The sequence below is a fragment of the Sphingomonas sp. RS6 genome (genome assembly GCF_054489705.1).
The window spans coordinates 356,004-381,111 of the sequence record NZ_JBTMWM010000003.1 but is presented as its reverse complement, the minus strand read 5'-3'; the positions used below and the strand labels follow the sequence as shown (position 1 = coordinate 381,111).

General features: G+C 67.4%; 23 protein-coding genes. 13 read left to right on the top strand and 10 right to left on the bottom strand.

Annotated elements, in window-relative coordinates:
• The first annotated feature begins 27 nt into the window (after positions 1-27).
• From ACX40Y_RS08945 to ACX40Y_RS08935, 3 genes are all read left to right on the top strand, one after another.
• The gene (locus ACX40Y_RS08945; protein WP_459119197.1) at positions 28-2,418 is read left to right on the top strand and encodes a hybrid sensor histidine kinase/response regulator; all 2,391 of its coding nucleotides are present in this window, start codon (positions 28-30) and stop codon (positions 2,416-2,418) included.
• 38 nt (positions 2,419-2,456) lie between these two features.
• Positions 2,457-2,810: a response regulator gene (locus ACX40Y_RS08940; protein ID WP_459119196.1), complete on the top strand. Its 354-nt coding sequence runs from the start codon at positions 2,457-2,459 to the stop codon at positions 2,808-2,810.
• A gap of 80 nt (positions 2,811-2,890) precedes the next feature.
• Complete coding sequence (locus ACX40Y_RS08935) at positions 2,891-5,575, top strand: valine--tRNA ligase (protein ID WP_459119195.1); 2,685 nt, start codon at positions 2,891-2,893, stop codon at positions 5,573-5,575.
• A gap of 109 nt (positions 5,576-5,684) precedes the next feature.
• Here the strand turns inward: ACX40Y_RS08935 and ACX40Y_RS08930 are convergent, their stop codons facing one another.
• Positions 5,685-6,569 carry a diacylglycerol/lipid kinase family protein gene (locus ACX40Y_RS08930; protein ID WP_459119252.1) on the bottom strand — a complete coding sequence of 295 codons (885 nt, stop codon included), beginning with the start codon at positions 6,567-6,569 and terminating at the stop codon, positions 5,685-5,687.
• 113 nt (positions 6,570-6,682) lie between these two features.
• Between ACX40Y_RS08930 and ACX40Y_RS08925 the strand changes: the two genes are divergently transcribed.
• Positions 6,683-8,053 (top strand): cryptochrome/photolyase family protein, encoded by a 1,371-nt coding sequence (locus tag ACX40Y_RS08925; RefSeq protein WP_459119194.1) that lies wholly within the window; start codon positions 6,683-6,685, stop codon positions 8,051-8,053.
• A gap of 39 nt (positions 8,054-8,092) precedes the next feature.
• Positions 8,093-9,331 carry a class I SAM-dependent methyltransferase gene (locus ACX40Y_RS08920; protein ID WP_459119193.1) on the top strand — a complete coding sequence of 413 codons (1,239 nt, stop codon included), beginning with the start codon at positions 8,093-8,095 and terminating at the stop codon, positions 9,329-9,331.
• A gap of 3 nt (positions 9,332-9,334) precedes the next feature.
• Here the strand turns inward: ACX40Y_RS08920 and ACX40Y_RS08915 are convergent, their stop codons facing one another.
• Both ACX40Y_RS08915 and purF read right to left on the bottom strand, forming a co-directional pair.
• The gene (locus ACX40Y_RS08915) at positions 9,335-10,045 is read right to left on the bottom strand and encodes an SDR family NAD(P)-dependent oxidoreductase (RefSeq protein ID WP_459119192.1); all 711 of its coding nucleotides are present in this window, start codon (positions 10,043-10,045) and stop codon (positions 9,335-9,337) included.
• 32 nt (positions 10,046-10,077) lie between these two features.
• On the bottom strand, positions 10,078-11,541 hold the full coding sequence (gene purF / locus ACX40Y_RS08910) for an amidophosphoribosyltransferase (protein ID WP_459119191.1): 1,464 nt from the start codon (positions 11,539-11,541) through the stop codon (positions 10,078-10,080).
• Between the two features lie 127 nt (positions 11,542-11,668).
• On the opposite strand from purF, the gene ACX40Y_RS08905 reads away from it, so the two are divergent.
• Entirely contained in the window at positions 11,669-11,920 is a 252-nt protein-coding gene (locus ACX40Y_RS08905; RefSeq protein WP_459119190.1) for a DUF7218 family protein, read from the top strand.
• A gap of 59 nt (positions 11,921-11,979) precedes the next feature.
• Here the strand turns inward: ACX40Y_RS08905 and ACX40Y_RS08900 are convergent, their stop codons facing one another.
• Positions 11,980-12,402, bottom strand: coding sequence for a hypothetical protein (locus ACX40Y_RS08900; protein ID WP_459119189.1), 423 nt, complete (start codon positions 12,400-12,402; stop codon positions 11,980-11,982).
• Positions 12,403-12,603: 201 nt separating this feature from the next.
• Between ACX40Y_RS08900 and ACX40Y_RS08895 the strand changes: the two genes are divergently transcribed.
• On the top strand, positions 12,604-13,227 hold the full coding sequence (locus tag ACX40Y_RS08895) for a superoxide dismutase (protein ID WP_459119188.1): 624 nt from the start codon (positions 12,604-12,606) through the stop codon (positions 13,225-13,227).
• Between the two features lie 47 nt (positions 13,228-13,274).
• Here ACX40Y_RS08895 and ACX40Y_RS08890 read toward each other — a convergent pair whose 3' ends face one another.
• The 4 genes from ACX40Y_RS08890 to mtaB are packed head-to-tail and all read right to left on the bottom strand — an operon-like array spanning position 13,275 to position 17,813.
• Complete coding sequence (locus tag ACX40Y_RS08890; RefSeq protein WP_459119187.1) at positions 13,275-15,032, bottom strand: chloride channel protein; 1,758 nt, start codon at positions 15,030-15,032, stop codon at positions 13,275-13,277.
• A 6-nt stretch (positions 15,033-15,038) separates the two neighbouring features.
• The gene (locus ACX40Y_RS08885; RefSeq protein WP_459119186.1) at positions 15,039-15,662 is read right to left on the bottom strand and encodes a septation protein A; all 624 of its coding nucleotides are present in this window, start codon (positions 15,660-15,662) and stop codon (positions 15,039-15,041) included.
• On the bottom strand, positions 15,655-16,590 hold the full coding sequence (ftsY, locus tag ACX40Y_RS08880) for a signal recognition particle-docking protein FtsY (RefSeq protein ID WP_459119185.1): 936 nt from the start codon (positions 16,588-16,590) through the stop codon (positions 15,655-15,657). Before ftsY ends, ACX40Y_RS08885 begins: the two co-directional genes overlap by 8 nt.
• Positions 16,587-17,813: a tRNA (N(6)-L-threonylcarbamoyladenosine(37)-C(2))-methylthiotransferase MtaB gene (gene mtaB / locus ACX40Y_RS08875; RefSeq protein WP_459119184.1), complete on the bottom strand. Its 1,227-nt coding sequence runs from the start codon at positions 17,811-17,813 to the stop codon at positions 16,587-16,589. The genes ftsY and mtaB overlap by 4 nt, the downstream gene beginning before the upstream one ends.
• On the opposite strand from mtaB, the gene ACX40Y_RS08870 reads away from it, so the two are divergent.
• Positions 17,813-18,391 carry a DUF924 family protein gene (locus tag ACX40Y_RS08870; protein WP_459119183.1) on the top strand — a complete coding sequence of 193 codons (579 nt, stop codon included), beginning with the start codon at positions 17,813-17,815 and terminating at the stop codon, positions 18,389-18,391. The genes mtaB and ACX40Y_RS08870 overlap by 1 nt on opposite strands.
• Here ACX40Y_RS08870 and ACX40Y_RS08865 read toward each other — a convergent pair.
• On the bottom strand, positions 18,366-19,991 hold the full coding sequence (locus ACX40Y_RS08865) for a putative bifunctional diguanylate cyclase/phosphodiesterase (RefSeq protein WP_459119182.1): 1,626 nt from the start codon (positions 19,989-19,991) through the stop codon (positions 18,366-18,368). The two genes, ACX40Y_RS08870 and ACX40Y_RS08865, sit on opposite strands and share 26 nt — an antisense overlap.
• A 255-nt stretch (positions 19,992-20,246) precedes the next feature.
• On the opposite strand from ACX40Y_RS08865, the gene ffh reads away from it, so the two are divergent.
• Genes ffh through ACX40Y_RS08840 form a run of 5 tightly spaced genes read left to right on the top strand, consistent with a single transcriptional unit; the run spans position 20,247 to position 24,164 of the window.
• Positions 20,247-21,728 (top strand): signal recognition particle protein, encoded by a 1,482-nt coding sequence (ffh, locus tag ACX40Y_RS08860; RefSeq protein ID WP_459119181.1) that lies wholly within the window; start codon positions 20,247-20,249, stop codon positions 21,726-21,728.
• Between the two features lie 36 nt (positions 21,729-21,764).
• The gene (gene rpsP, locus ACX40Y_RS08855; RefSeq protein WP_459119180.1) at positions 21,765-22,151 is read left to right on the top strand and encodes a 30S ribosomal protein S16; all 387 of its coding nucleotides are present in this window, start codon (positions 21,765-21,767) and stop codon (positions 22,149-22,151) included.
• Between the two features lie 60 nt (positions 22,152-22,211).
• Positions 22,212-22,712 carry a ribosome maturation factor RimM gene (gene rimM, locus ACX40Y_RS08850; RefSeq protein WP_459119179.1) on the top strand — a complete coding sequence of 167 codons (501 nt, stop codon included), beginning with the start codon at positions 22,212-22,214 and terminating at the stop codon, positions 22,710-22,712.
• A 39-nt stretch (positions 22,713-22,751) separates the two neighbouring features.
• Complete coding sequence (locus ACX40Y_RS08845) at positions 22,752-23,336, top strand: glycine-rich domain-containing protein (RefSeq protein ID WP_459119178.1); 585 nt, start codon at positions 22,752-22,754, stop codon at positions 23,334-23,336.
• Positions 23,337-23,342: 6 nt separating this feature from the next.
• Positions 23,343-24,164 carry a TIGR04222 domain-containing membrane protein gene (locus tag ACX40Y_RS08840; RefSeq protein ID WP_459119177.1) on the top strand — a complete coding sequence of 274 codons (822 nt, stop codon included), beginning with the start codon at positions 23,343-23,345 and terminating at the stop codon, positions 24,162-24,164.
• A 33-nt stretch (positions 24,165-24,197) separates the two neighbouring features.
• Here the strand turns inward: ACX40Y_RS08840 and ACX40Y_RS08835 are convergent, their stop codons facing one another.
• Entirely contained in the window at positions 24,198-25,100 is a 903-nt protein-coding gene (locus ACX40Y_RS08835) for an NAD(P)/FAD-dependent oxidoreductase (protein ID WP_459119176.1), read from the bottom strand.
• Positions 25,101-25,108 lie beyond the last annotated feature (8 nt).

The window sequence follows — 25,108 nt, the reverse complement described above, 5'->3', positions numbered from 1 at the left end:
CACGCGGCGACCGAACATCGGTAGGTGATGGCGACCATGCCCGCTGCCGAACTGTCCAGACCATCCATCCTGCTGCCGCTGGCGGCGGCGGTGGCGGCAGGGATGTTGGCGGGCGGCGTGGTTCTGCTGACGCTCGGGGACCGCGCGGTCGCCGTCGGCTTCGTCGCCGCGTCGGTGCTCGCCGCCGGGTTGATGCTGGCGGCGGCGAGACTGTTTCCGTCGTCCCCCGCCGTCGAATCGCATGTCGACTGGGCGATCGCCCAGGCACTGGCGGCGGCGAGCGACGATGCGCTGGCGGTGACCGACCGGGTCGGCAGGCTGGTCTGCGCCAATCCGCGCTACGAGGCGCTGTTCGCCGGCTGGCCCACGCCGCCCAGCCTGCCGATCGGCGAGGCTGGCGAAACCGCGCTTGGCGCCTGTGCCCGCGCCGCCTGGCGCGATGGCGAGGGGCGCTGCGAGGACATCCACATCTTCGGCGCGGCGATATCGGTGCGCGTCACGCGGATCGGCGACGATGCACTGGTGTGGCGCTTCATCGGCGTGCAGGCGCTCGACCTGACGACGCAGCTTCAGACCCTGCTCGCAGGGGCGACCGGCGATCGGCTTGGGGCTGCCGGCATGATGGCCGTGCTCGTCAGCCCGGACGGCCGCGTGCGCTCGGCGAACCGGGTCTTCCGGCTGCGGGCGATGGCATCGGCCGATGCGATGGCCGAGGGGCGCGACTTCGCAAGGCTGCTCATCACCGATTCGGCGGGCCAGGTCCGCTTCGAGCGCGAAGGCATGACGGGCACGCCGCTTCGCATCCTTCAGATCCCGTTCCTCGATGGTGAGGATGCGCCGTTGCTGGTGCTGCTGCTCGACGAGGAGCCGGCCGCCGCGCCGGTGCCGGCGATCGGCGGCAGCGCATCGGCGCATGTTAGATCGCTCATCGCGCTGCTTCCTTCCGGCCTGGCGCTCGTCGATCGCGACGGCCGGTTTGTGAGCATGAACGATGCGTTCGTTCGCGCGGCCCGCGTCAATGCCGCCGCACCGCCGCTCTATCCCGGCGACCTGGTGGTGCGCGAGGACAAGGCGGCGCTGGCCGATGCGGTGCGGCGGTTCGCCGGCGGGGCACCGCAGTCGCTGGAAATGACCATTCGCCTGAAGGACGCGCCAGAGGAGGCCGTCGCGGTGACGATCGCGGGCGCGCGCGGCCTGGGCGATGCCGCCGTGCTGCTCAGCCTTCGCGAGTCGGGCGAGGAAGGAAAGCTCAAGCGCCAGGTGGCGCAGGCGACCAAGATGCAGGCGGTGGGCCAGCTTGCCGGTGGCGTTGCGCACGATTTCAACAACATCCTAACGGCGATCATCGGCCATTGCGACCTGATGCTGATGCGCCATTCGCCCGGCGACAGCGATTATGACGAAATCCAGCAGATCCGCGCCAATTCGAATCGCGCGGCCAGCCTGACGCGGCAGCTGCTCGCATTCTCGCGCCAGCAGACCTTGCGACCGCAGGTGCTCCAGCTCCCCGACGTCATTTCGGAAGTGTCGAACCTGCTGAAGCGGCTGCTCGGCGAGACAGTGACGCTCAACGTCAATCACGGGCGGAATCTCGGCCCCGTCCGTGCCGATCCGGGGCAGTTGGAGCAGGTGGTGGTGAACCTCGCCGTCAACGCCCGCGACGCGATGCTCAGCAAGAATCCAAGCGGCGGGGGCACGCTGACCATCGAGACGATGGCGATCACCGCCGCCGAGGTGCGGCGGATGGACGAGGATGTGCTGCCGGTCGGCGACTATACGGCGCTGCGCATTTGCGACACCGGCAGCGGCATTCCGCCCGAGATCCTGCCGAAAATCTGGGAGCCCTTCTTTACTACCAAGGAAGTGGGGAAGGGGACCGGCCTAGGCCTTTCTACCGTCTATGGCATCATCAAGCAGTCGGGCGGCTACATCTTCGCCGAAAACGCCCCAGCTGGCGGCGCGCAGTTCACCATCTACCTCCCGGTCCATGCCGCGGCCGAAGCGACGGTCGCCAAGCTGCCGGCGGTGCGGGAAAAGGCGGTCGACCTGTGGGGCAGCGGCACCATCCTGCTCGTCGAGGACGAGGACATGGTTCGCGCCATCGCCGAACGGGCGCTGAGCCGGCAGGGCTATACGGTCGTCACCGCCGAAAATGGCGAGGTTGCGCTGGAATCGGTCGAGAGCATGGAGAAGCCCGATCTGCTCGTGTCTGACGTGGTGATGCCCGTGCTCGACGGCCCGACCATGGCGCGGCGGATGCGCGAACGCTGGCCCGATCTGCCAATCCTGTTCATGTCCGGCTATGCCGAGGAGCAACTGCGCCGATCGATCGATCTCGATAATGTCGCCTTTCTGCCAAAACCCTTTTCGGTTCAGCAGCTTGCAGAGGCCGTTCGCGATATTCTCACCGCCAAATAGTCCTTGGCCTGAGGCCGCTTTCCTGCGAAGGGCAGAGAATGCCTCAGCCACGCAACATCCTGATCGTCGAGGACGAACCCCTGATCGCCATGATGCTCGAGGATTTTCTCGATGCGCTCGATCGCGTTCCCGCTGGCACGGCGGACACCGTCGCCGACGCGCTTGACCGGATCGGCCAGGGCGGAATCGATGCGGCGATCCTCGACGTGAACCTGCGCGGGGGTGAGCAGAGCTGGCCGATCGCGGAAAAGCTGGCCCAGCTGGGCATCCCGTTCGTGCTGGCAACCGGCGGCACCGATGACAGCATCGCCGAGGCGCATCGCGATCGGCCGATCCTCGCCAAGCCGTTCACGCTCGACCGCGTTGAAAAGGTGCTCGACAGCCTTGCTTGAGCAGAATTGACACAGCCGCGCCCGGATCGTCGGGCGACGGGTTGTGCGCAGGGCGGCGGCAACGCTAAAGCGCCCGCACCATGACCGAACTCCCCAAGACCTTCGACCCCGCCGACATCGAATCTCGCTGGTATGCCCATTGGGAAGACGAAGGCTTGTTCCGCCCCGAGCGCGAGGGCGCCGAGCCCTGGACGATCGTCAACCCCCCGCCCAATGTGACGGGCAGCCTCCACATCGGCCACGCTCTCGATAACACGCTGCAGGACATCCTCGTCCGCCACGCGCGGCTGAAGGGCAAGGACGCGCGCTGGGTGGTCGGCACCGACCATGCTGGCATCGCCACGCAGATGGTGGTCGAGCGCCAGCTCAACGCCGCAGGGCAGAAGCGCACCGACTTCACCCGCGAGGCGTTCGTCGACAAGGTGTGGGAGTGGAAGGCAGAGAGCGGCGGCCAGATCACCCGCCAACTGCGTCGGCTCGGTTGCTCGATGGACTGGGCCAACGAGCGCTTCACCATGGACGAAGGCTTTTCCAAGGCCGTCCTCAAGGTGTTCGTCGAGCTCCATCGCCAGGGCCTGCTCTATCGCGACAAGCGCCTGGTGAACTGGGATCCGGGCCTCGGCACCGCGATCTCGGACCTGGAGGTCGAGACCAAGGAGGTCCGCGGCAATTTCTGGCATTTGCGCTATCCGCTGGCGGACGGATCGGGCTTCATCCAGGTCGCGACGACGCGGCCCGAGACGATGCTCGCCGATATGGCGGTCGCGGTGCATCCCGAGGACGAACGCTACAAGGCGCTGATCGGCAAGCAGGTTCTGCTCCCGATCACCGGCCGCCTGATCCCGATCGTCGGCGACGAGCATGCTGATCCGGCGCTCGGCTCGGGCGCGGTGAAGATCACGCCAGGGCATGATTTCAACGACTTCGAGGTGGGTGTTCGCGCTGGCATCAAGGCCGGCGAGATGCTCAACATGCTCGATGCCAAGGCGGCGATCTGCCAGACGCAGGACGGGATGGTGCCCGCCGAACTGATCGGGCTCGACCGCTTCGAGGCGCGCAAGACGATCGTCGCGCGGCTGAAGGACGAGGGATTCCTCGTGCCGTTCGTCGACAAGGAAGGTGCCGAGCACGACGCCGAGCCGCGCACGATCCAGACCCCCTATGGCGACCGTTCGGGGCAGGTGATTGAGCCGTGGCTGACCGACCAATGGTATGTCGACGCCGCGACGCTCGCCAAGCCGGCGATCGAGGCGGTCCGCTCGGGCGCGACGAAGATCGTGCCGAAGAGCTGGGAAAAGACCTATTTCAACTGGATGGAGAACATCCAGCCCTGGTGCGTCAGCCGCCAGCTCTGGTGGGGGCACCGCATCCCGGCGTGGTTCGATGCCGACGGCACGGCCTATGTCGCCGAGACCGAGGAAGAGGCGCAGGCGCAGGCCGGCGAGGGCGTTGCGCTCACCCGCGATCCCGACGTGCTCGACACCTGGTTCTCCTCGGCGCTGTGGCCGTTCGCGACGCTCGGCTGGCCTGAGAATAGCGATCCGACGCTCGGCGGGCGCTATTCGAACGATGTGCTCATTTCCGGCTTCGACATCCTGTTCTTCTGGGATGCGCGGATGATGATGCAGGGCTTGCACTTCATGAAGGAAGTGCCGTTCAAGACCCTGTACCTCCACGGTCTCGTTCGCGCAGCCGATGGCCAAAAGATGTCCAAGTCCAAGGGCAACACGGTCGATCCGCTGGGCATGATCGACAAGTACGGCGCCGACGCACTGCGCTTCTTCATGGCGGCGATGGAGAGCCAGGGCCGCGACATCAAGATGGATGAGAAGCGGCTCGAAGGCTATCGCAACTTCGCGACCAAGCTGTGGAATGCGGCGCGCTTCTGCCAGGCGAACGGCATCGCGGCCAGCAAGCATCTTGAGGTGCCGACCGCAGAGCTCGCGGTAAACCGCTGGATTATCGCGGAAACCGTCGCGACGGTGCAGGCGCTGGACCTGGCACTTGCCGATCTGCGCTTCGACGAGGCGGCGAACGCCATCTACCAGTTTGTCTGGAGCCGCTTCTGCGACTGGTATCTCGAGCTGATCAAGCCGGTGCTGCAGGGTGAGGGCGTTGCTGACGCCGATGCGGAGGAAACCCGTGCGGTGGCCGGCTGGGTGCTCGACCAGATCCTCGTCATGCTCCACCCGTTCATGCCCTTCATCACCGAAGAGCTCTGGTCGAAAATGGGCCCGCGCGACCATGACCTGATCGTCGCCAAGTGGCCGATGGCCGATGCCCGTGCGCTCGATCCCTCGGCGGCGCAGGAGATCGACTGGCTGATCCGGCTGGTGAGCGAAATCCGCGCGGCGCGCACGGAACTGAACGTGCCGCCGGGTGCCCGCCTGCCGCTGCACGTCCGCGATGCCTCGGCCGAGACGGTCGCGCGGCTTGCGCGGCAGGAAGCGGCGCTGGCCCGGCTCGGTCGCGTCGATCAGGCGCAGGGGGATGCGCCCGCCGGCGGTGCGCTCCAACTGGTTGTGGACGAAGCGACCTTCGTGATGCCGCTCGGCGACGTGGTCGACCTGGAGGCCGAACGTGCGCGCCTCACCAAGGCGATCACGGCGGCCGAGAAGGAGCGCGACGGGCTCGCCGGCCGCCTGGGCAATCCGAGCTTCGTCGAGCGGGCCAAGCCCGAAGCGGTCGAGAAGGCGCGGGCGGACCATGCCGAGAAGGCAGCCGAGGCCGAGCGGCTTTCGGCGGCGCTGGCGCGGCTGGGGTAAAAGGCACGCACCCTCACCCTCCCATCGCTGCGCGATGGGCCCCTCCCTCTCCCTTTGGGAGAGGGAGGGGGCCCGCCGCCGAAGGCGGTGGGAAGGTGAGGGGGGCCTTCTACGTCGCCCCCATAGGCACCATCACGTCGATCACTCCCGGCGCGACCTTCGCCACCACAGGCGTCGTCGCCAGCACCTCGCCGTCGATCGAGATCGGCAGCGGGGGCTCGGTCGCCACCCGCAACGATTGCCCGCGAAAGGTGACGGTGTCCTCCTTGCGGGCTTCGAGCCGTAGGATAGAAGCGGTCCAGTTGCGCACGAGCCGCGATTTTACATGGCCCTTCACGACCTGGACGACGATCTCGCCCGTGCTGACACCGGCCTCGTCGACCAGTTCGGTGCCGCCGTGGAACGGACCGTTCGAGATGCGCACTTCCACTGCCTGCAACCGCTTGGCGTCGTTGCCCTCGCCGACGATCACCGTGAACGGCTTGAACTTCAGGAACTGGATCGCCGCCCAGCCGAGATAGCCGAGCCGGCCGAACCAGCGTTTGGCGCCGTGGGGCACGGTTTCGGCGATTTGCGGCGACAGGCCGATCGCGGCGGTGCTCGCAAAATAGTCGTTATCGATCATGCCCAGATCGATCCGCCGCTTGCGGCCGTGCAGGATGGCGTCGATGGCGCCATCGACGTCGAGCGGCAGGCCGAGCGAGCGCGCGAAGCTGTTGGCGGTGCCGAGCGGCAGCACGCCCAGCGTCGCGCCGGTGCCGACCAGCCGGTCGACCAGCCCGCTCATCGTACCGTCGCCGCCGCCGAGAATCACAAGCTCGGGCTTTCGGGCAAGCGCCTTGTCGAGGACGGCATCGAGCCGCTCGGGCTCGCTAACGGCATGGGCATCGATCGGCACGTCGCTTTCCCGAAAACGTGCGCAGGCCCGGTCGAACCAGTCCTGGCCGTGGCGGGACCGGGTATTGACGACCATAGCCGCCGAACTGAATTGCATGCCGTTACCTCGATTGATGCCGGGTGCGTAACGCTGCGCTGCCGCGTCGGGGTCCATCGATCCTGTTCCATCGGACAGGTCGCCTTGTTCGGCGCCAATGCGTTTGTGGCGCGATGACTGCTCCCGTTCTCCTCTGGTTCCGCCGCGATCTTCGCCTTGCCGATCACCCAGCGCTCGTTGCGGCCGCGGAGGCGGGCAGGGTCATTCCGGTCTATGTGCTCGACGACGAAAGCGCGAAGCACCGTGCGATGGGCGCGGCATCGCGCTGGTGGTTGCATCACAGCCTGGCCGAATTCGATGCGCGGCTGCGCGAAAAGGGGTCGCGGCTGATCTTGCGGCGCGGCGCGAGCGATGTCGAACTCGAGAAGCTCAGTGAAGAGACCGGCGCGACGACGGTGCATTGCATCCGCCATTACGAGCCCTGGTGGCGCAATGCCGAACGCGCGGTTGCGAGGCGGATGACGCTTTGCTGCCATGACGGCAATTATCTGCTGCCGCCTGGCGCGGTGACGACCGGGGCCGGCACGCCGTACAAGATCTTCACGCCCTTCTGGCGGGCGTTGCGCGAGCGCCTGCCGCCGGCCGAGCCGCTGCGCGTGCCGCATACCATCCACAGCCCCGAAAAATGGCCGGCGAGCGACCGGCTGGACGATTGGGCGCTGCGCCCGACCGAGCCCGACTGGTCGGGCGGGCTGGCGTCGACCTGGGAACCGGGCGAAGCCGGCGCGCACAAGCGCCTGCGCCGCTTTCGCGATCACGCCGCTCGATACGACGATACCCGCAACCTGCCGTCGATCGAGGGCAGTTCGCGGCTGTCGCCGCATCTTCACTTCGGTGAACTCTCGCCAGCGCAGGTCTGGCAGGGCGTGAGCGATGCCGGGGGGCAGGTGGAGGAATATCTTCGTGAAATCGGGTGGCGCGATTTCGCCCAGAACCTGATCTGCCAGTTTCCCGACTATGCGACCAGGAACGGACGATCGGCATTCGACGACATGCCGTGGCGCAGCGGCAGCGAGGCAAGCGCCGATCTGCGCGCCTGGCAACGCGGGCGGACCGGGTATCCGATCGTCGATGCCGGCATGCGCCAGCTCTGGGCGACCGGCTGGATGCACAACCGGGTGCGGATGATCGCGGCGAGCTTCCTGGTGAAGCACCTGCTGATCGACTGGCGCGAGGGCGAGCGCTGGTTCTGGGACACGCTGGTTGATGCCGATTACGGGAACAATGCGGTGAACTGGCAATGGGTGGCGGGATCGGGCGTCGATTCGAGCCAGTGGAGCCGGGTGATGGCGCCGCTCTCGCAGTCCGAGAAGTTCGATGCGGCGGGCTATATCCGGGAATGGGTGCCCGAGCTCGCAAAGCTGCCCGACGATACCATCCATGATCCCGACGCGGCCGGTTGCCGGCCCAAAGACTATCCGGCCAAGCGGATCGAGCATCGGGCGGCGCGGGAGCGCGCACTGGCGGCGGGCAAATCCGTCTGAGGCTTGCCCCGTTCGGTGGAGCGTGCATGTAGCGGGGCGATGAACGCGCCAACCGACCCAACGATTCGACCGCGGCAGGCCGGCAGGCCGGGAATGCTCAACCTGTTCGGCGGCTTCTTCCACCGCCAGCTCGACGGGCTCGATCGCGGCATTGACGACGGCAGCCTCGAGGTTTCGACGCCCGACGGCCGAACCCGGATGCTCGGCGGTCGACGCGAGGGGCCGGCGGCGGTGGTGACGCTGCACAGCTGGCGGGCGCTGGTCCGGCTGGCGACGGGCGGGTCCGGTGGCTGGTACGAGGCGTGGGAGAAGGGCGAATGGTCGAGCCCGGACCCGGTGCAGCTGTTCGCGCTGTTCAGCCGCAACCGGGCAGGACTCGCGGCGCAGGCGAGGGCGCGGGGCGGATCGCTGGCGCTCCGGCGGCTGGCGCATCTGTGGCGGCGGAACAGCCGGCGCGGTTCGCGGAAGAACATCGCCTTTCACTATGACCTCGGCAATGATTTCTACGTGCCCTGGCTCGATGCCGGCATGACCTATTCGAGCGCGCTGTTCGCCGAGCCGGGAATGTCGCTCGGCGCGGCGCAGGACGCCAAGCTGCAGGCCATTCTCGACCGGACCGACACCCGCCCCGGCGACACGATCCTGGAGATCGGTTGCGGCTGGGGCTCGTTCGCCGAGCGGGCGCTGCAGGCCGGGCGGAAGGTGCATGGCATCACCCTGTCCGTCGAGCAGCGGGCCTGGGCCGAGGCGCGGACGGCGGGGATGGCGGATGCCCGCTTCACCCTGACCGACTATCGCGACGTCACCGGCACCTATGACGCCGTCGCCAGCATCGAGATGGCGGAGGCGGTGGGCCGCGAATATTGGCCCGACTATATCGCCGCCATTGCCCGGGCATTGAAGCCCGGCGGCAAGGCGGCGCTCCAGATCATCACCTTCGACGACGCGATGTTCGAGGGCTATGCCCAGAATGTCGACTTCATCCAGACCTATATCTTCCCCGGCGGCATGCTGATCTCCGAAGCCGCATTCCAAAGCCTTGCCAGCGCCAACCGGCTGGCGTGGACCGACCGCCATGGCTTCGGCCTCGATTATGCCGAGACGCTGCGGCAGTGGCGGGAGCGGTTCGACGCGGCGGCGGCGGCGGGGCTGCTGCCCGAGCAGTTCGACGCGCGCTTCATCCGGCTGTGGCGCTATTACCTGATGTATTGCGAGGGCGGGTTCCGGGGCGGCGGGATCGATGTCGTCCAGGTGACGCTGGTGCGCCAGCCGGGCTGACGATCATCCCACGCGCTCATAATGGCCGCGCTCGAACCCGGCCTGCATCAGCGCGACGATGCGTTCGGCCACGACCTCGGGCGGCTTCACATCATCGGGATTCTCGCCCGGAAAGGCGCGGGCGCGCATATTGGTGCGGGTGGCGCCGGGATCGAGGATCGCGGCGCGCACGCCGCTGATCTGGCCGACTTCGGCCTGATAGCTGAGCAGCAGATTTTCGAACGCCGCCTTCGACGCGCCATAGACGCCCCAATAGGCACGCGGCGTGCGGGCGACGCTGGAGCTGATGCCGATCACCCGGGCCGAAGAGGCCTTGCGGAGCAGCGGATCGAACGCGGCGAGCAGCGCCGCCTGGGCCGTGACGTTGAGCGTCAGAACCCGCGCAAATTCGGGGAAGTCGATCGCGCCGACCGCGCCCAGCGTGCCGAGCGACGCCGCGTTGAGCACCAGCATGTCGAGCGACGGCCAGCGCCCTGCCACCGCCTCGGCCAGCCGGGCGATGCCGTCATTTTCCGCCAAATCGAGCGGCGCGATCGTCGCCGACCCGCCGGCATCGAAGATCGCTTCCTCAACCGCCTCAAGCCCGCCCGCCGTCCGGGCGGTGAGGATGACATGCGCCCCCGCCACGCCGAGCGCGGTGGCGGTGGCGGCGCCGATGCCGCGGCTGGCACCGGTGACGAGGGCCGTCTGGCCGGAAAGCGGGCGATCCGTCATGCAATCTCCGTGAAACGCGGGCCGAGAGGCGTTCAGCCGACCTTTTCGGCGAGCAGCGCCAGCTGATCGGGCGGCGGGGCCAGTTCGTCCTGATCGGTCAGCGTCGTCGGATAGTCGCCGGTGAAGCAGGCATCGCAATATTTTGGATGAATGTCCGCGCGGCGCGTCTCGCCCAGCGCCTTGTAGAGCCCGTCGATCGAGATGAAGGCGAGGCTGTCGGCATGGATGAAGTCGGTCATCCCGCCCACGTCCATCTTGGCGGCGAGCAGCTTGGCGCGTTCGGGCGTGTCGACGCCGTAGAAGCAGCTGTGCCGCGTCGGCGGTGAGGCGATGCGCATATGCACTTCCTTCGCGCCGGCTTCGTGCATCATCTGGACGATCTTGAGGCTGGTGGTGCCGCGCACGATCGAATCGTCGATCAGCACGACGCGCTTGCCGGCGATCAGATCGCGATTGGCATTGTGCTTCAGCTTGACGCCCAGGTGCCGAACCTTGTCGCCCGGTTGGATGAAGGTGCGGCCGACATAGTGCGAGCGGATGATCCCCAGCTCGAACGGAATGCCCGATTGCTGGGCATAGCCGATCGCGGCGGGCACGCCCGAATCGGGCACCGGCACGACCAGATCGGCCTCGACCGGCGATTCGATCGCCAGCTGTGCGCCGATCGCCTTGCGCACCGAATAGACCGAGCGATTGTCGCTGATCGAATCGGGGCGGGAGAAATAGACATATTCGAAGATGCAGGGGCGGGCGGCCTGCGGCGCGAACGGCTTGTGGCTCGAAATCTCGCCATTGCCCTTCACGATCACCAGCTCGCCGGCCTCGACGTCGCGGACGTATTCGGCACCGACCACGTCGAGCGCGACCGTTTCCGACGCAAAGATCACCGAGTCGCCGAGCTTGCCCATCACCAGCGGACGGATGCCGAGCGGATCGCGGCAGGCGATCATGCCCTCCGGCGTCATCACGATCAGCGAATAGGCGCCCTCGACCTGCTTCAGCGCATCGATGAACCGATCGATCAGCGTGCGGTATTGCGAGGTGGCGACGAGGTGGATGATCACCTCGGTATCCGAGGTCGACTGGAAGATCGCGCCGCGCCGAACGAGATCGCGCCGCAGCCGCATCGCATTCGAGATATTGCCGTTGTGCGCGACCGCGAAGCCGCCGCTCGCCAGTTCGGCATAGAGCGGCTGGACGTTGCGGATCGCGGTTTCGCCCGTCGTCGAATAGCGGACATGGCCACAGGCGGTGGTGCCGGGCAGCGCGCGGATCACGTCGTCGCGATCGAAATTGCCGGCGACGTGGCCCATCGCCCGGTGCGTGTGGAACTGATGGCCGTCCCAGCTGGTGATACCGGCGGCTTCCTGGCCGCGGTGCTGGAGCGCATGGAGGCCAAGCGCCACCATCGCGGCGGCGCCTTCGCTGGCGGCGGCGCCGAAAATGCCGCACTCTTCGCGCAGCTTGTCATCATCGAACGGGTTTGTGGTAAACATCGGCCCTCAGGGGGAACAGCAACGGTGAGCGCCATATAGGGGCTTCGACCCGCTTTGTCTCCGGTCTGTCATGCGGAAAAGGAGCGTTTACCCATTTGGGCCGTTCAACGCGGGAAAGGAGAGCATCATGCCCGGCAAGGATCATGGCCCGCAGGTGAAGAACGATGAGATGTACGAGGCGCTGCGCAAGGAGGGCAATTCCAAGGAAAAGGCCGCGCGCATCGCCAACGCCAAGGCGAACGGATCGCTCGATTCGCGTGGCGACCGGCTGGAGGATCGCACCAAGGACGATCTGTACCAGGAAGCGCAGGAGATCGGCATCGAGGGCCGATCGAAGATGGACAAGGATGAACTGATTGACGCGATCCGATCGCACTGATCGCACTGATCGCCCGGACAGGCCCGGGCAAAGGTTCCGAAAGTTCCGGGAAAACGACATCAGCGTGGCCCCGCATCGTCACGGCCGAATCGCCCCATCGGCTGGCCGTAGCAGGCGGCGAACAGCAGGCGATTGTCGAACCGGCGGCGGTGGCCGACCACCCGGCCGCCGCGCATCACGGGCACCACCACCCCCTCGACCCCGCGCCGGATCGCCTCTTCGAGCGCTTTGATCCGTCCTTCCTCAACCGCCGCGTCCCAGGCGCGCGCGAAGCCGGCTGCGCCTTCGCGGCGGCGCAGGCGATTGGCGGACTGGGGCGTCATGCCCACCGCCCGCGCCGCCGCAGCGACGCCGCCGTGGCTGGCAAGCTCGGCGATGAACTGGCGCTGCCGTTCGGGCGTCCAGCCGTCATGCCGCGCCGAAGCGCTGGGCACAGGGGCGAAGTCGAACGGATCATCGCCGGGAATGAGGGTCTCGCTCATGCCGACATCATGGGCATAAATAGCCGATGTAGGACAGAAAAAAGTTCTCTATATGTTCCAGTCAATGCGCCCTTTGAAGAACGAATCGCCTGTGATCGGACAACTCGATCGTGGCCGTAACAAAAATTGTTGCGCCATCAGGCCATCCCATGCGTTAGGCGGGCGTCCCCAACCAATTTCTGTCCCCAAAAGGAGGAAGACATGGCTTTCGAACTTCCCGAGCTGCCCTATGCCAAGGACGCACTGGCGCCGCATATCTCGGCCGAGACCTTCGACTATCATCACGGCAAGCACCACAAGGCCTATGTCGACAATTGCAACAAGCTGGTTGCCGACATTCCCGAACTGGCCGGTGCGTCGCTGACCAAGGTGATCGAATATGCCAAGGAGAAGGGCAACAAGGGCCTGTTCAACAACAGCTCGCAGATCTGGAACCACAGCTTTTTCTGGCAGTGCCTGACGCCGGACAGCAAGGCGCCGACCGGCAAGCTGGCCGAGATGATCACGCGCGATTTCGGCAGCCATGATGCGCTGATCGAGAAGCTGAAGGCCGAATCGGTCGGCCATTTCGCCAGCGGCTGGGGCTGGCTGGTGCTCGACGGCGACACGCTGAAGGTGACGTCGTTCCATGACGGCGATTCGCCGGTGGCGCACGGCGTGACGCCGCTGTTCACGATCGACGTGTGGGAGCATGCCTATTACATCGATTACCGCAATGCGCGCCCGTCGTTCGTCGACACCGTGCTGACCAAGCTGGTGAACTGGGACTTCGTCGCGCAGAACCTGGATGGCAAGGGCGCCGACCGCGCCGACCAGCAGGGCTGATCGCCGGAATCCGTCCCCGCCCAGGCGGCGGGGGCGGATGCGTGTCGTCATGCTTCTCCGTACAATTCGCGCTGCGCCTTTTCGAGTTCCTCGGCATAGCGGCGGCGCGCATGACGCTCGGTGATGAGGCCGAGCACCTGGCCGTCGGGCGCGAGAACCGCCAGATCGTCGGCGACATTCGCGTCGAACGCGGCGAGCACCTGATCGATCGTCATCGCTGGCGACAGCGCCGCATCCTCCAGCGTCGCGAACTGGCCGAGCGTGGCGGCCTGATCCGCCGCCGGTCCCCATAAGGTCGCGCTTTCGGCGATGCCGGCGTATCGGCCGGCAGCATCGACGAGCACCGCGCGTTTGGTGGCGCCCAGCGGAAAGCGCTCGCGGAAGGCGGCGACGCTGGTGTCGACCGGCAGCAGGACAATGTCGCACCGCATCATCCGCGCCGCCGTCAGCGCGCGAACCCAGCCGACATCGCGGCCGCTGCGCAGCGTTTCGCCGCGAAGGTGGAGCCGCCAGGTCGAGAAGCTGTAGCCGAACGTCTCCCGGACGATGGTGGACGAGATCAGCGCGGCGGTGATCGCGACGCCGGTAATCCCGAAATCATGCGTCACCTCCAGCACGAGCAGCGCCATCGTGACCGGGCCGCCGACCACCGCGACCGCCAGCGCCGCCATGCCGACCACCGCCGCATCGTCGGCGACGAGCGGATGGAGATGCGGGAACTGGCCGAGCAATTGCTGGTAGAAGCGGCCGATCAACGAGCCGAGGAACAGCGACGCGAAGAACAGCCCGCCGCGAAAGCCGAAGCCGAGCGAGACCGCCGAGGCGAGCAGTTTGAGCAGGATCGCGCCGCCGAGCGTGGCGAGCGTCATCTGTGCCGCGAGATTGATGTCGAGCGCGCCGTGACCGCTGGAGAGCACCTGCGGCGAGAGCAGCGCCAGCGGGATCATCAGCAGCCCGCCGACCACCGGGGCGAGGGCGGGCGTGATGCGCGATCGGCGGACGCGCGATTCGAGCAGCGAGACCAGCCGCATCAGCGCGATGCCGAAGCCGGCGCAGACGATGCCGAGCAGCGCGAACAGGGCATAGTCCGCCGTCTGGAGCGGATGCGCGACGCCGGCACTGATGACATAGGGCTGGATGCCCAAGGTCCGCGCGATCATCGCCCCGGTGAGCGAGGCGAGCACGACCGGGGCGACGGTTGCGGGTGTATAGGCGCCGAGAACGATTTCAAACGCGTAGAAGGCGCCGGTGAGCGGGGCGCCGAACGCCGCCCCCAGGCCCGCGCCCGCGCCCGCCGCCATCAACGTCCTGAGATCGGCGCGACGCAGCTTGATCCGCTGGCCGAGCAGCGAGGCGAGCCCGCCGCCCGCCTGGGCATAGGCGGCCTCAAGCCCTACCGAGGCGCCGAAACCGTTCGACAGCAGCGTCTGGCCGACGACGGTGGCGGTGTCGCGCGCCGGGATGCGGCCGCCGTGCAGCGCGTTCGCCTCGACCACGTCGACGGTCTTGCGCCGTCGCAGCGCCCAGATGGTGAGCCCGAGCAGCGCCCCGCCGAGCGGCAGCGCGAGCAGGCGAAGCGGGGCGATGTGCGAGGCGGCGCTGAGATGCTCGCCGACCGCGAGATCGAAGGCGAGCCGCTGAAGCCCGCGCGCCGTCTGGCCGATCGCGATCGCGGCGAACCCCGCGCCCGCGCCGACCGCCACCGCGAGCAGCAGGAACCATAACGGGCTGGAGCGGATCTGGCGCCGCAAGCCGTTGGCGACGCGGACGGCCCGATAGGAGGCGGGATGGTGCGGCGCCCCCATGATCGATCAACCCTCCGGCGGGAGTGGCGCGTCTTCGGGTTTGTCGAGCTGGAGCCCGTGGCGGAGGAGCATCGGCACGTTGGCGACCGCGAAGATCAGCGTGATCGGGATCACGCCCCAGGTCTTGAACGTCACCCATTCGTCCCAATCGAGAAGGTGGCGCATCCCTTCGTTGAGCACCGCCATCGCGACGAAGAAGCCCGCCCAGTTGATCGTCAGCAGGCGCCAGCCGCGCGCCGACAGGCCGGGATAGGCCTGTTCGAGCAGCATCTGGAGCAGCGGCTTGTTCGCGATCAGGCCATAGCCGAGGATCACCGCGAACATCGCATAGACGAAGGTCGGCTTCATCTGGATGAACGCCTGATCGTGGAAATAGAGCGTCAGCCCGCCGAACACGAGCACGAGCAGGCCGGTGATCCACAGCATCGGCGAAACGTGGCGCGTCTTCCACCAGGAGACGGCGAGCGCGATCGTCATCGCCACCATGAAGGCGACGGTGGCGGTGAGCGCGCGGGCGAGGGCGGGGCCGGTGGCGAGGCTGTTGACCGCGAAGAACAGCACGAGCGGCCCGAAATCGAGCGCCATGCGCAAGCCGGGCGACAGCGGCGGGCGGGGGGCGGGATCAGCCATTGGTCAATTCCTCCACCCCGGCGATGATCCGGGCGACTTCGTTGGCGTCGAAGGCGCGGAGATCGTCGGCCGTTTCGCCGACGCCGATCGCGTGGATCGGCAGGCCGTATTTCTCCGCCGCGGCGACGAGCACGCCGCCGCGCGCAGTGCCGTCGAGCTTGGTCATGACGAGGCCGGTGACGCCGGCGACTTCCTTGAACACCTCGATCTGGTTCAATGCGTTCTGGCCGGTGGTCGCGTCGAGCACGAGCACCACGTCGTGCGGCGCGGCGGGATTGAGGCGGCCGAGGACGCGGCGGACCTTGGCCAGCTCGTCCATCAACTCGCGCTTGTTCTGGAGCCGCCCGGCGGTGTCGACGATCAGCACGTCGGTGCCGATCGCGGTCGCCTGCTTCACGGCCTCGAACACGATGCCGGCGGCGTCGCCACCCTCGGCGCCCGAGACGATCGGCACACCGATGCGGTCTGCCCAGGTCTTGAGCTGGCCGATCGCGGCGGCGCGGAACGTGTCGCCGGCGGCGAGCATCACGCTGTAATCCTGATCGAGCAGGCGATTGGCGAGCTTGGCGATCGTCGTCGTCTTGCCCGATCCGTTGACGCCGATGACGAGGATCACCTGCGGGCGGGGAAACGCCTCGATCTCGAGCGGCTTCGCCACGGGTTCGAGCACCTTGGCGATCTCCTCGGCGACCACCAGGCGGATGCCGAGTTCCTCCATGTTGCGCTCATACTGGCCCTCGGCCAGCCGGGCGCGGACGCGCGCGGCGGTGGCGGGGCCGAGATCGGAGGCGATCAGCGCCTCTTCGATCCCGTCGAGCGTCGCGTCGTCGAGCCGGGCACCGGACAGGCCGGCGAGATTGCCGAGCAGCCGGTCCGACGTCTTGCGAAAGCCGCCGAGCAGCTTTTCGTGCCAGTTGCCGCCGCTCATGCGACCAGCCTTCCGTCCTGCACGCGCGCAATGGTCACGTTCACAATGTCTCCAGTCTGGGCCGGGTTCGTCAGGCGAACCTCGGCGAAATTTCCGGCATGGCCGCGGTCGCCAGGGCGCTCGACCAGGATCTGCTGGCGGGTGCCGACCAGCGTGTTGAGCCAGCGCGCCCGCTGTTCGGCCGCCCCCGCGCGCAGCCGGGCGGCGCGTGCGCGGATGGTGGCGGGGGCGAGCTGCGGCATACGCGCGGCGGGGGTGCCGCTGCGCGGGCTATAGGGGAAGACATGGGCGTGGACCACGCCGCAATCGGCGATAAGCGCGCGGCTGTTCTCGAACATCGCTTCGTCCTCGGTGGGGAAGCCGGCGATCAGGTCCGCGCCGATCGCGATCTCCGGCCGGGCGGCGCGCAGGCGATCGGCCAGCGCCACCGATTGCGCGCGGCTGTGGCGGCGCTTCATCCGCTTGAGGATCAGATCGTCACCCGCCTGGAGCGAGAGGTGGACGTGCGGCATCACGCGCGGCTCCTGGGTCAGCAGCGCGAACAGCCGGTCGTCGACCTCGATCCCGTCGAGCGAGGAGAGGCGGAGGCGGCGGAGCGCGGGGACATGCGCGAGAATTCGCTCGACGAGCAGGCCGAGCGACGGGCTGCCGGGCAGATCATGGCCATAGCTGGTCAGGTCGACGCCGGTGAGCACGATCTCGCCATGCGCCTCGGCCAGCGCGGCGATGCGATCGATCACCGCGCCGGCGGGCACCGATCGGCTGTTGCCGCGCCCGAACGGGATCGCGCAGAAGGTGCAGCGATGATCGCAGCCATTCTGCACCTCGACGAACGCGCGGGCATGGGTGGAGAAGCTGGCGGCGAGATGCGGCGCAGTCTCGCGCACGGCCATGATGTCCTGCACCTGCACCTTCGCCCCGGACGACCAGGCGGCGGGCAGCAGCTTTTCGGCATTGCCGATCACGCGATCGACCTCGGGCATCGCGTCGAAGGCGGCGGGATCGATCTGCGCTGCGCAGCCGGTGACGACGAGTTCGGCATTCGGGCGTTCGCGGCGCGCGCGGCGGATCGCCTGGCGCGTCTGCTTCACCGCTTCGTTGGTGACGGCGCAGCTGTTCACCACGATCGCGTCACGCCCCGTCAGCAGCGCACGGATCGACTCACCTTCGGCTAGGTTGAGGCGGCAACCCATGTTAAGAATGAGAGGCGAGGAGAGCGACATTGCAGAGCGATCTAGGAGCGCCGACCGCAGAAGTCCACGCAAAGGCCCGCGAAGTGCTGGCCTTCTGGTTCGACGCGCTGATGCCGGAACAATGGTTCGCCAAGTCCGACGGGCTCGATCGCGAGATCGCGACGCTGTTCGGCCCGACGCGCGACAAGGTGCTGGCGAGCGGCGCGGCGGGATGGCGCGACGATCCGCTCAACCTGCTCGCGGCGGTGATCCTGCTCGACCAGTTCTCGCGCAACATCCACCGCGACAGCGCCGAGGCGTTCGCCGCCGATCCGCTGGCGCGCGAGCTGGCGATGCTGGCGCTGGAGCGCGACTGGGACCGCGACATGACGCCCGAGCAACGCCAGTTCCTCTATCTGCCGTTCGAACATGCCGAGGATGCCGAGATGCAGGCGCTGAGCCTGCGCTGTTTCGAGGCGCTGGGGCTGGAAGAGCCGCTTGCCTATGCCCGCGAGCATGCCGAGGTCATCCGGCGGTTTGGGCGGTTTCCGACGCGCAACGCGGCGCTGGGGCGGATCTCGACGCCCGAGGAAGTCGAGTATCTCAGCCAGCCCGGCGCTGGCTGGTAGCCGAATCGGCGGGGCCGGCGGGGGCCGGCTGCTGGATCAGGCGCCGCTCGGCGAGCATCCGCCGCGCCGCCGCCGCCGACATCGGCCGGCCATAATGCCAGCCCTGCGCCTTGGCACAGCCAAGCGCCCGCAGCCGTTCCTCGAGTGCGGCATCCTCGACGCCCTCGGCGGTGATCGGCAGGTTGAGGCTTTCGCCGAGCCGCACGATCGCATGGACGATCGCCGCCGAATCGGCATTGTCGTGGAGCGAAGTGACGAAGCTCTTGTCGATCTTGATCCGATCGAACGGCAGTGCGCGCAGATGGGCGAGCGACGAATAGCCGGTGCCGAAATCGTCGAGCGCGAGCCGCACGCCCTGATTCTTGAGGCTGCCGACGATCGACTGGGCGAGCGCGAGATTGCCGAACAGCGCGCTTTCGGTGATCTCCACCTCAAGCCGGCTGGCGGGGAAGCCCGTTTCGGTGAGGACCTTGATGATCTTCTGCGCGAGCCAGGCGTCGCGCAGCTGCCAGGGGGAGATGTTGATCGACAGCGACAGTGACGCATCCCAGTCGCGCGCGGTCATCAGCGCCTGGCGCATCACAGACAGCGACAGATCGGCGATCATGCCGGTATCCTCGGCGATCGGGATGAACAGTTCGGGGCTGACCATGCCGCGCGTCGGATGATCCCAGCGCGCCAGCACCTCGAAGCCTTCGAGCCGGCCGGTCGCGAGATCGACCTGCTGTTCGAAATAGGGGACAATCTCCTCGCGCGGGATCGCGAGGCGCAGCCCGCTTTCGAGCTCGTTGCGCAGCTGGAGCTCGCGCTCCATCGACTGGTCGAACCAGGCGAAACGGTTTCGGCCGCCCTTTTTCGCCTGATACATCGCGATATCGGCCGAGCGCATCAGCGCGTCGATGCTCGAACAGTCGAAATCGGAGCGCGCGATTCCGATCGAGCAGCTGATGTGAAGCCGCAGCCCTTCCGCTTCGAACGGCTGCGCCATGCGGCTGACCAGCCGTTCGGCGATTCGCTCGACGGTCGACGGTTCGGCCGGATCGAACAGGAAGGCGCAGGCGAATTCGTCGCCGCCCAGCCGCGCGGTGAGCGCGATCGGTGGCATCGCGGCGGCGATTTCGTTTGCCACCGCACGCAGCAGGGCATCGCCGACGGGATGGCCATGCATATCGTTGACGGTCTTGAAGTGATCGAGATCGACGACCATCAGCGCCATCGCCTTGTGCCGGCGCACGGCACGCTGGAACATCGCCGCCCCCTCGTCGGCGAGGCTGCGGCGATTGAGGAAGGCGGTGAGCGGATCGCGGCTGGCGAGGTGCAGCGCCCGTTCCTGTGCGGCGGCGCGGACCTCGACCTCGACCGTGAGCGCATGGTGGCGGCGCCAGCCGAACAGGATCAGCGCGACGTTGAGCAGCAGCGCGATGACGAGCGTGCGATCGGGCGGCGCCGCGCCCTGCGTATAATGAAGCAGCGTCTTCGACAGCAGCGAGCTGCCGGTGCCGACAAACAATAGAATCGCCGCGACGCTGGTGGCGCCGGTAATCAAGCCGGCGCTCGTCCTGGTCGTTCGTTCTGCTTCTTCGTCCAGATCCAGCGGCATTGCCGGCATTCGCCCCCAAACATCGGATGATCGGTAACGACCGACGCCGATCTTTTTTCACGCCGAAGAGTGTAGATCAGGTTAAATGCGTAGCGGTTGCATTCGATGGCAGGCGCCGCTAAGGCGCAATCCGATCGTTCCATTGCGAACGCGCGACAGTCCACCCCGAGGGGTGACGCCGGCCGACGAGGTTTCGTCCGCCGGCGTGTTTTGCGTTTGCCGGATCGAGATGAATTTGGGAGTGGTTTGGGCATCATGTTCGAGAGTTTGAGCGATCGGCTGGGCGGCGTCTTCGAGCGCCTGCGCGGGCGTGGTGCGCTCGGCGAGGCCGATGTCCGTACCGCGATGCGCGAGGTTCGCGTGGCGCTGCTGGAAGCGGACGTCGCGCTGCCCGTCGCCCGCGAATTCGTCGACAAGGTAACCGAGCAGGCCGTGGGCCAGCAGGTGCTGCGTTCGGTCACGCCGGGGCAGCAGGTCGTCAAGATCGTCCATGACGCGCTGGTCGAGATGCTGGGCGACGACACCGCCGAGCTGGCGATCGACGTTACCCCGCCCGCCGTCGTCATGCTGGTCGGCCTTCAGGGCTCGGGCAAGACGACCACCACCGCCAAGCTGTCCAAGCTGCTGAAGAAGCAGGGCAAGAAGGTGATGATGGCGTCGCTGGACGTCAATCGTCCGGCCGCGCAGGAACAGCTGGCCGTGCTCGGCACCCAGACCGAGGTGGCGACGCTGCCGATCGTCGCTGGGCAGCAGCCGGTCGACATCGCCCGGCGCGCGCTTCAGGCGGCGAAGCTCCAGGGCTTCGACGTGGTGATGCTCGACACCGCCGGCCGTCTGCACGTCGATCAGGCGCTGATGGACGAGATGAAGGCGGTGGCCGACATCTCGAAACCGCAGGAAATCCTGCTCGTCGTCGACTCGCTGACCGGCCAGGACGCGGTGAACGTCGCCAGCAACTTCTCCGAACAGGTGCCGCTGACCGGCGTGATCCTGACCCGGATGGACGGCGATGCGCGCGGCGGCGCGGCGCTGTCGATGCGCGCGGTTACCGGCAAGCCGATCAAGTTCGCCGGCATGGGCGAGAAGCTCGACCAGATCGAGCCGTTCCATCCGAAGCGCGTCGCCGGCCGCATCCTGGGCATGGGCGACGTTGTCAGCCTGGTCGAAAAGGCGGCGGCGTCGATCGAGCAGGAAGATGCCGAGCGCATGGCGAACCGGCTCGCCAAGGGCCAGTTCGACATGAACGACCTGCGCGCGCAGCTGGCGCAGATGCGCAAGATGGGCGGGCTGGGCGCGCTGGCGGGCATGATGCCCGGCATGAAGAAGGCGCAGGCGGCGGTCGATCAGGTCGGTGGCGACAAGGTGCTCATCCGCATGGACGCGATCATCGGCTCGATGACGCCCAAGGAGCGCGCCAAGCCCGAACTGCTCAACGCCAAGCGCAAGATCCGCATCGCCAAGGGCAGCGGCCTGACCGTGCAGGACGTCAACAAGCTCATCAAGATGCATCAGGAGATGCAGACGGCGATGAAGCGGCTGAAGAAGATGGGCGGGCTAAAGGGCATGCTGGGCATGCTGGGCAAGGCCGGCCCCGGCGGCGGCATGGGCGGCATCGGCAATGCGCTGGGCGGCGCCGATCTCGGCCAGATGATGGACAAGGTGGGTGGCGGCCTGCCGGGGATGCCCGGCGGTGCCAAGCTGCCACCGGGTTTCGAAAATATCCTGAAGAAAAAGTAACTTACAACCGTATCTCTTAGAAGGAAGTGAAGTAGAATGGCTCTTTCCATGCGTCTGTCGCGCGGCGGCTCCAAGAAGCGCCCGTACTATCGGATCGTCGTTGCCGATGCCCGTGCGCCGCGTGACGGCAAGTTCATCGAGAAGATCGGCACCTACAACCCGCTGCTCGCCAAGGATTCGCCCGAGCGCATCAAGCTCGACACCGATCGCGCGAAGCACTGGCTGAGCGTCGGCGCGCAGCCGACCGATCGCGTGCTCCGCTTCCTCGACGCGGCCGGCATCAAGGAGCGTGCGGCGCGCAACAACCCGAAGAAGGCCGAGCCGGGCGAGAAGGCCAAGGAGCGCGCCGAGGAGCGTGCAGAGAAGGCGAAGGCTGCAGCCGAAGCCGCAGCCGCGCCGGCCGAAGAGGCAGCCGAGGCCTGAGACTGACCGTCCCTCCCGTCATCGGCGGGAGGGATGGCAGCCATATCGTTGCCCAGCGTGATGCCAGACCCCGTGCCCCCTCGCAGCCGCGGCGACCGCCCGGTGACGCTTGCCGTCGTGATCGGCGCGCATGGCATTGCCGGCGAGGTGCGGCTGAAGGTGTTTGCCGACGACCTGTCGGCGCACCGGCAGTTCAACGGCGGCACGCTCACGCTGAAATCGGTACGCGGCGGATCGAACGGGACGATCGCCCGCTTCGCCGAGGTTTCGGACCGCAACGCCGCCGAGGCACTGCGCGGCACCGAATTGACGGTGCCGCGCACCGCCCTGCCGCCGCTGGGCGAGGGCGAATATTATCATGTCGACCTGCTCGACCTGCCGGTGGTGGACGAGGATGACACCGCGATCGGCCGGGTGGCGGCGATCGACAATTATGGCGCGGGCGACGTGCTCGACATCGAGCGGCCCGACGGCAAACGCTTCATGGTGCCGATGCGGCCCGAAGCGGTGCCCGAATGGAATGACGATCGGCTGGTGGTGGCACGCGCGTTCGTCGAATAAGCCTCGACGACCAAATCCCATCGTGCTACTAGGATATTGATGCACGCGCCCTCGGGTCCGCATGAAAACCCCGCCGACCATCCGGTCTGGAACGCGCTTTCCCATTATCAGATTGGACCTGACGATGCGGCGCTGCCTTTTGTGGCGCGGCTGGCGCGCGAAAATGGCTGGACGCGCGCCGAAGCCGAGCGCGTTATCGACGAATATCGCCGTTTCTGCTTTCTGGCGGTAACCTGTGGCCATCCGGTCACGCCCTCGGATGCCGTAGACCAGGTCTGGCATCTGCACCTCACCTATACGCGCGATTATTGGGACCGCTTCTGCCCGAAGGTGCTCGGGCGGCCGCTGCATCATGGCCCGACTGCGGGCGGCGCGGACGAGCAGCACCGCTTCTTCCTCCAATATGCCGATACGCTGCGCAGCTATGAGCGCATCTTCGGCTCGCCGCCCGCGGACCTGTGGCCTGACGCGCGACGACGGTTGAAGGATGATCCCAAAGCCCGCCGTGTCCATCCGCGTGACGCGATCATCGTGCCGCGGCGGCGGGCGCGGGCACTTGTCGCGGTGGCAGTGATAATCCTGCTGGCGCTTGCGGCCGCGACGATCCTCCTTGGACATGGGTGAAATCACATGGCACTTGGACCCTTCGATCTACCCGCCGGGCCTTTTCTGGCGCTTTATTTGGTGCTGCTCGCGCTGGCCTGGTTTGCGAGCGGCGCGCTCCAGCGATCGCTGATCCCGCCGGGCCGGGCCGGTGCGACCGCCGATATCGACGAGCTTGCGGTGTTGATCGGGGGTGCGCCCCGACTCGCCGAGTCGATGGCTGCGCGGCTGCTGGCCGATGGCCGCATGACGCCGCACGACAAACACGAATTCCGTATCGCGGGGACGCATTATCACGGCATCGCCGAGCGGAAAATGGTGGCAATGCAGGGTGTTGTCGGCTGGCGCGACATTCAGCAGACGCTGATGGATACAGCCGGGATCGTCTCGGCGCGCCTCGTCCGCTCGGGTTTGCTGGCGGCGCCGGGGGATGCATGGCGGCGGCGGTTTTGGTCTGCGGCGCCATTGCTGGTGCTGATCGGCTTCGGGCTGGTGAAGGTTGCCGTCGGGATCGGTCGTGATCGGCCGGTCGGCTTTCTGACCGCATTGGTTTTTGCGACCGCGGTGCTGGCGGCGATCCGCGCCGCGCGGATCAGCCGCGCCACGCGAGCCGGCCACGCGCTTGTCGAGCGACTGCGCGACCAGCACGAACGCCTTTGCCGCGGGCCGACCGCAGCGGAAGCGGGACTCGCGGTCGCTCTTTTCGGGACGGTCGTGCTGGTCGGTTCGGGGTGGGAGGCGCTTCACCACGCGCGTGCCGGCACTGGCGATGGTGGAAGTGGCTGTAGCGCAAGCAGTGGCTGTGGGGGCGGGGGCGACGGCGGCGGCTGCGGCGGATGTAGCAGCTGATCCAGGTCGAGTGCTCGCGAGGCCGGTGCGCGATCAACGCCAGAGCGGCGTTTGCGCATTGAGCATGTTGCGGATCGTGGTGGCGGCGACGCCGGCTTCGCCCATCGCGTGGCTGATCTGATCGAGCCCCTTGGCGACGTCGCCGGCGGCGAACAGGCCGGGGAGCGAGGTGCGCTGGTGATCGTCAACCTCAAGGCAGCCGCTGTCATCGGCGCGGGCGCCGGCCTCGACCGCCAGTTCGGAGCGGATGTCCGAGCCGAGCGCGGGGTAGAGGCTGTCAAAGGCGAGGCGCCCGGCGCCGGTGTCGAGCGCGAGACGATCTTCCTCGAGTCCCCAGTCCGTCGCCGGGCCGTCGATGCAGGCAATGCCGGCGGCGTCGAGCTCGGCCCGCTGGTCGGGTGGGAGGTCGTGGCGGTCGGGGGCGATCAGCGTCACGTCCTGCGTATAGCTGCGCACGAACAGCGCCTCGCGCGCGGCATGATGGCCGGTGCCATAGACGGCGACACGGCGGTCGGTGACTTCATAGCCATCGCACACCGGGCAATAGCGGACGAGGCCGCGCGCCAGTGCCTCGTCGTGCAGCGTATCGGGCATTGGCGGGCGATGATTGACAACGCCGGTGGCGAGCAGCACTGCGCGGGCACGAACCTCGCGCGCGCCGATGCGGACGCGGAAGCCGCCGTCGAGCGCCTCCAGCCCCGTGACTTTGGCGGCTTCGCGCACGGCGCCGTATTTCTCCGCCTGCGCGCGCATCAGGGCGAGCAGGTCGAGCCCGGAGATGCCATCCGGATAGCCGGCATGGTTGCGCGTGCACGGGATCAGCGCGGCGCGGCTCGAGCCGCAATCGAACAGGCGGATCTTGAGGTGGAAGCGCGACAGATAGATGGCGGCGGTGAGCCCGGCGGGCCCGCCGCCGATGATGATGCAATCGTCCATGCGGCGCC